Raw genomic sequence first — 6095 nt, forward strand, 5'->3', positions numbered from 1 at the left:
GACCACGCTGCTGCGCCAGATTGCCGGTTTCGATTTTCCCGATTCGGGCCGCATCACCATCGGCGGCGAGAGCGTCGAGCGGGTGCCGGTCGAAAAGCGGCGCATCGGCATGGTGTTCCAGAACTATGCGCTGTTTCCCAATATGAGCGTCGCCGACAATGTCGCCTTCGGCCTGTCGGTGCGCGGCGAGGCCAAGGCGGTGATTGCAACGGAGGTGCAGCGCGCGCTCGATCTGGTGCAGCTCGGCAAGCTTGGTGGCCGCCGGCCGCACCAACTCTCCGGCGGGCAGCGGCAGCGTGTGGCTCTCGCCCGCGCTATCGTCACCAAGCCGCGCGTGCTGCTGCTCGACGAGCCGCTCGGCGCGCTCGACAAGGCGCTGCGCGTCGATATGCAGATCGAGCTCCAGCGCATCCAGCGCGAGATCGGCATCACCACCATCTTCGTCACGCACGACCAGGAAGAAGCGCTGACGATGAGCGACCGCATCGGCATATTGCGCGACGGCAGGCTGGTGCAGGAGGGGCCGCCGGAGGAGATCTATAACAGGCCGAAGAGCGAGTTCGCCGCCACCTTCCTCGGCGACGCCAACATTTTTCGCGGCGACAGCACGGGCGATGGCATCCGGCTGGCGGACGGAACGGCGATTGCCGTTGGTGTGGGTGCCAAGCTTGCCGCCGGCGCCAGGGCGAGCTGTGCCGTGCGGCCCGAACGCATCCGCATCGCCAGGGATGCCGGAGCACCGGATGGCAACGCCAACATGCTCAAGGGACAGGTTTCCAAGCGCATCTTCGCCGGCAGCAACAGCACCTATTTCGTCGAGCGCGCTGGTCAGACGTTGAAAGTGATTGTGCAGAATACCGGCATGGAACGGCTGGCAGAAGGTCAGGATGTCGTGCTGCGCTGGTCGCCTGAAAGCACGGTGTTGATCGCGGCGAACTGATCCTCACCGGGTCTTGCCAGACCGTCCGCAATCAGGGACAGCATAGACGGGCACGACCCGGAGCATACCGATGACCCTGGAACTGACTGCACGCGACCGATCCATGCTCGACGGCGAGCATGGCCTGTCAGCGGCTGCTGCCATGAAAATCCTGGTCGCCTTTTCCAATGCGATCGGGGCAGGTCGTCTGCTCGACATTGCCGGCGCGCATATCGATGGTTGTCTCTACCATGGCAAGGCCGGTCTCGATTTCGTCGAGCGGCTGGTCGAAGGTGGCGGCCGCGTGCAGGTGCCGACGACGCTGAATGTCGGGTCGTTCGATCTCATCCATCCCGGCATGGTGAAATTGCCGGCGGCCGAAGAGGTGCCGGCGCGACGGTTGATGAAGGCGCATCTGGAGCTCGGCTGCCAGGCGACTTTCACTTGCGCGCCTTACCAGACGCGGTTCCGGCCAAGCTTTGGCCAACAGATCGCCTGGGGGGAATCCAACGCCATCGTCTTTGCCAATTCGGTGATCGGCGCGCGGACCAACCGCTATGGCGATTTCATCGATCTGTGCTGCGCCATGACCGGACGCGCGCCGGCCTGGGGGCTGCATCTGAGCGAGAACCGGCGCGGCCGGATCTTGTTCGAACTGGCCTTTGCCGACCCCGAGCCGAGCGACAGCCTGTTCGTCGGCATCGGACTTGTCATCGGGCAAGCGAGCGGCGACCGCGTTCCGGTGATTGCCGGCCTGCCGCGGCCGCGCGACGAGGACCAGCTGAAGGCGCTGGGGGCGGCGGCGGCAACGACCGGTGCTGTGGCGCTGTTCCCTGCGGTCGGCATCACGCCGGAAGCAAGGACGCTCGATGAGGTGTTCCAGGGTCATGCGCCTGACGAGACGATCCGCATTACCCGCGCCGATATCGACCATGGCCTGGCCAGGCTATCGAGCGTGCCCGACGGTGCGCCGCTGGCGGCCGTGTCGCTCGGCACGCCGCATTTTTCGCATGAGGAATGGATGCGACTGTTGCCGTTGCTGCGCGAGGCAGCACCGGGTAGGCGCATTCCGATCTATGTCAACACCGGCCGCGCGACGCTGACGCGATTGCAGGAGGAGGGCGCGCTGGCCGGTATGGAGGCGTTCGGCCTGATCCCGGTCGCCGATACCTGCACCTATGTCACATCGATCCTGGAACGTCTCGACGGCGTGGTGATGACCAATTCCGGCAAATGGGCGCACTATGCACCCGGCAATATCGGTGTGTCCGTCGCCTTCGCCGAGATGCGGGATTGCATCCGCTCTGCTGCGGCCGGGCATGTTGTGCGGAGCGCGTCATGACGCGACCGGTGAAACGAACCGGCACTTTCCAGCTGGCCGGTGACGCTGAGGGTCAGGCGCTGGTGTTTTCGCAACCGCTCAGCTTCTGGGGCGGTATCGATGCCGAGACCGGCGAGATAACAGACCATTCGCACCCCGGCCTCGGCCGAAATGTCGCCGGCAGGATTTTGGTCATGCCGAGCGGGCGCGGCTCGTCGTCTTCATCCTCGGTCCTGGCAGAGGCGATCCGCAGGGGCACGGCGCCGGCCGGTATTCTTCTGGAGCGGCCGGACCCGATCCTGGCGGTCGGTGCCATCGTTGCCGAATTTCTTTATGACATCCGCATGCCGCTGGTGGTGTGCGATATTTCGAACCTTGTCTCCGGTGATCAGATTGATATCGGCATCGGCAAAGACGGCGGGCCGATCATCAGAGTTCACCCCACCATCAATCCGGCAGAGCCACGCCGCCAATAGGCCGCCGCCAGCGTTTGATCGCGACCAAGCCCCAGCGTGTCGCGCCAACATTCGCGCACGATCTTGGCGGCAGCGGCCTCCGCCGCGAACCAGCCGAAGGCCGAACCGTCCTGCGGCCATGCCACCGAGCGGACAGCCTCGGCCAGCAGTCTGTCCTCGCCCGCCGCCACGCCATCCCGTGTCAGCCAATGCACCTCGATGCCCGTGCCATTGTTGATCACTTGTCTTTCACCATCATTGGCGATCTCGACGAAGGCGACGCCTTTTGTCCCGGCCGGTAGCGTCTCCAGCAGCCGAGCCAGCGCCGGCAAGCCGGTTTCGTCGGCGCCCATGACGTACCATTCTGCCTGCCGCACCGGACGGCCGACCGGGCCCATGATGCCAACCTTCATGCTGGGCGCGGCCTGCATGGCCCAGGCGGAGCCGACGCTCTCGCCGGGATGGATCAGGAAGTCGACATCGATGATGCCCTTTTCCACGTCGAGCGCGCGGATGGTGTAGACGCGCGCCACCGGGCGCCGGTCGTCGGTGGGCCAGACCGGTAAGCCATTGCCGCCCAGCACCGGCCACAGCGGATCGGGGACGTCCCTGGTCGGAAACAGCATGCGGATATGCATGCCGCCGAACTTGGCGAAGCGCGAGAGGTTCTCGCCGGTCAGACGAATGCGGCGCATATTCGGAGTGAGGTCGCGAACATCGGTCACCACCATCTCGCGGAACTGGGCGAGGCTGGTTTCGCCTGAGAGATCGCCGGTCCAGACGATCTCGGGGTTTTCCTCCTTGGCGTAGACCTGTACGGCTGTGGCGAGCAGGTCCTTGATACGGGCGAGCCCGTCGCGGTCGGCAGCATTGGCCCGCATCACCAGCCGCTCCATGTCGAACGAGGCGCCGCCGAAGGCAAAGCGGAAATCGATGCGCTGTCCCTGATGCGAAGCATCGGCCTCGAAGCTCCGCAGCCTGTCGGAGATGCTGTCCATGTAGTCCGGCAGACGCCGCAGGTTGAGCCGTGCCTCGCAGGCTAGTTCACGCACCGATGCTTCGTTCATTGTCAGCCTCCGATCCTGCCGGTGAGGGCCACCTTGAAGGTGCGGCCCTTGCCCTGTTCTGTTGCCGCCGAGGTCGACCATGCGCTTTGCGGATCGGTGTAGGCGGTGTTGAATATGTTATCGACGCCGAAATCGAGCTTGAGGTTGTCGTTGACGCGCCAGTTGGCGAAGACATTGACCAGATCGAAACCGTCATCGACGACCGGCACGGCGTTGGGATTGGTGCGGCTGGTGCGGGTGATCTTGCCGACGCTGAGATATTGCGCGCCGACGGTGAGCTGGTCCTCCAGCATGCGGAAGCCGATCATGGCCGAGAAGCGGTCGAGCGGCGTGTTGTTCAACGCCTGGCCGGAATAGACGCCGCTGACGACCTTGGCATCGATCAGCGCGCCGGAGAAGTTCACGAAACCCCAGCCATAATCATAAACCATCTCGGCCTCTACGCCCTTCAGGCGTGCGTCGCCGATGTTGATTGCCGTGCGCGGCAGCACGGTGAGGTCGACGTCGATGTAGTCCTCGACGTCAGTGTGGAAAACGTTGACCTTGGCGCGCAGCCGATCACCCGCCGTCAGCACATCGTCATATTTCACGTTGACGCCGGCCTCCCAGTTCTTTGCCGTCTCGGGCTGCAGCAGAAGATTGGGCCGATATGTATCACCGCCGCCATGCGCGCCGCCGCCACGGAAGACATCCTGCAGACCCGGCGCCCGGTAGCCTTCGGAATAGGTGCCATAGAGCTGGAAGCCATCGAATGGCGTGACGCCGACGGTGAGGCGCGGCGACCAACGATCGCCGAAGATCGAGGCTTCCTGCGGTGACGGGATGCGCGTCTCGCCATCGAGCTGGTAGCCGTCATAGCGCATCGCCGCGATGACCTGCAGCCAGTCCCCGTAATCGCCCTGCCACTGCAGGAAGCCGCCATAGCCCTGCTGTTGGCCAGCGCCGAAATGCGCCGCTTCCGAGGAGGCCTCGAGATAGTAGTAGTCGAGTCCGTAGGTCAGCGTATGTGCTAGTCCCCAGACGTCGAACCGCGAGGAGTTCTTCACATTGAAACCTGTCGTGGCCACGTCGTAGAAGCGGAAATTGCCGATCGCCGAGGTCGGCCAGACCTGAGTCTGCTCGGCGCGGGTGCGGTTGTGATAGGCATTGGCGCTGAAGTCGATCAGCGCGTTGTCGTCGGGCTTCCAGGTGTAAGCGGCGGTGTAGGTCTGGTTGGTGGTGTCGGTGTCATAGCGGCTCAGGGTCGGCGAGGTCGAGCCGCTCGATCCGGTGATCTGGTCGTTGTAGCGCTGCAGGATGGCGCCGAGCTTCAGCTCATGGCCATCGGCCGGCCGCAACGTCGCCTTCAGATAGCCGCTGGTCACCCGCTCGCCGGCCCATGGCACGGTGTCGCCATTGCCATCGGTGTAGCTGTCGCGGTCGCGGTAGATGAGGTTGCCGATGATATCGGCATCGTCGCTGAAGCGGTAGGCACCGGTGGTGCTGGTGGTGAAGCCGTCGCCATTGTCCTCGTAGCCGAGCTTCTCGCTCAGCGCCCAGCGCTCATCCTTCTTGAGGAAATCGCCGGCATCCTTGGTCTCGAAGGAGACGACGCCGCCGATGCCGCCGGAACCATAGGCATTCGAGACCGGACCGCGAATGACGGTGGCTTCCTTGATCAGGTCGGGTTCGACATAGAACGAGCCAGAGCCATGACCGACGCGCCAGTAGTCCTGGCGGGCGCCGTCGAGGGTGACGACGACGCGGCCATATTGCTCCAGGCCGCGGATGTTGATGGCGGTTGCGGGATCGTCGCCATTCATCGAGGCAGCGACGCCCGGTGTGGTGCGGAAGATGTCGGCGGCTGTGTCGGGCTGGATGCGGTCGAGTTCGTCCTGATCGACGGCGCTGATGGCGGCCATCGATTCGATCACCGCCGTTTTGATCATCGTTGCCGAGATGGTGATCACGTCGAGCATCGTCGCCGGCTGGTTCTGCGCGACACTGGCCGGCGCCAGGCGGCCGGTCTTGGCGGCGGCCTTTTTCTCCCGGTCCTGTTCCTGCGCGCTGGCAAGAGGCACGGCGCAGAGGCCGAGCACGAAGGCGAGCGCCGTGCTCGCCATCAATGTCGTGTTTGTTGTCGTTGTCATGCAGCCCCCAAGCAAAAGCAAAACTGCTGGCGGTGGCTGAGCGGCCTTGGCTGGCATTATTGAAAATCCCTCGACCAGGCAGGTCAGGGCACGGGTCACATATTAAAACATGATGACATAAGTCAACTTTAAATTTATAGCCGACCATCCTCGAGAAGCATCTGGCACGGGAACAGCGGCATGGTCGGCAGTTTAGGCGAAGGC

Annotated in this window: 5 protein-coding genes; 3 read left to right on the forward strand and 2 right to left on the reverse strand. The window is 64.0% G+C overall.

What is annotated here, in order from left to right; translation table 11 throughout:
- The 3 genes from EN914_RS20710 to EN914_RS20720 all read left to right on the forward strand — a co-directional run.
- Window positions 1-940: ABC transporter ATP-binding protein (locus tag EN914_RS20710; RefSeq protein ID WP_164778824.1), on the forward strand; the 940-nt coding region annotated here is incomplete at its 5' end.
- A 70-nt stretch (window positions 941-1010) separates the two neighbouring features.
- Window positions 1011-2261, forward strand: a complete 1251-nt coding sequence (locus tag EN914_RS20715) for an aconitase X (RefSeq protein ID WP_127389230.1) — start codon at window positions 1011-1013, stop codon at window positions 2259-2261.
- The gene (locus tag EN914_RS20720) at window positions 2258-2716 is read left to right on the forward strand and encodes an aconitase X swivel domain-containing protein (RefSeq protein ID WP_024501576.1); all 459 of its coding nucleotides are present in this window, start codon (window positions 2258-2260) and stop codon (window positions 2714-2716) included. The genes EN914_RS20715 and EN914_RS20720 overlap by 4 nt, the downstream gene beginning before the upstream one ends.
- Here EN914_RS20720 and EN914_RS20725 read toward each other — a convergent pair.
- On the reverse strand, window positions 2677-3762 hold the full coding sequence (locus EN914_RS20725) for a siderophore-interacting protein (protein ID WP_024501575.1): 1086 nt from the start codon (window positions 3760-3762) through the stop codon (window positions 2677-2679). The genes EN914_RS20720 and EN914_RS20725 overlap by 40 nt on opposite strands.
- Window positions 3763-3764: 2 nt before the next feature.
- The gene (locus EN914_RS20730; protein WP_032898597.1) at window positions 3765-5891 is read right to left on the reverse strand and encodes a TonB-dependent hemoglobin/transferrin/lactoferrin family receptor; all 2127 of its coding nucleotides are present in this window, start codon (window positions 5889-5891) and stop codon (window positions 3765-3767) included.
- Window positions 5892-6095 lie beyond the last annotated feature (204 nt).

The organism is Mesorhizobium sp. M7A.F.Ca.CA.001.08.2.1 (assembly GCF_003998455.1).
In the GTDB taxonomy this organism is placed as follows: Bacteria; Pseudomonadota; Alphaproteobacteria; order Rhizobiales; family Rhizobiaceae; genus Mesorhizobium; species Mesorhizobium ciceri.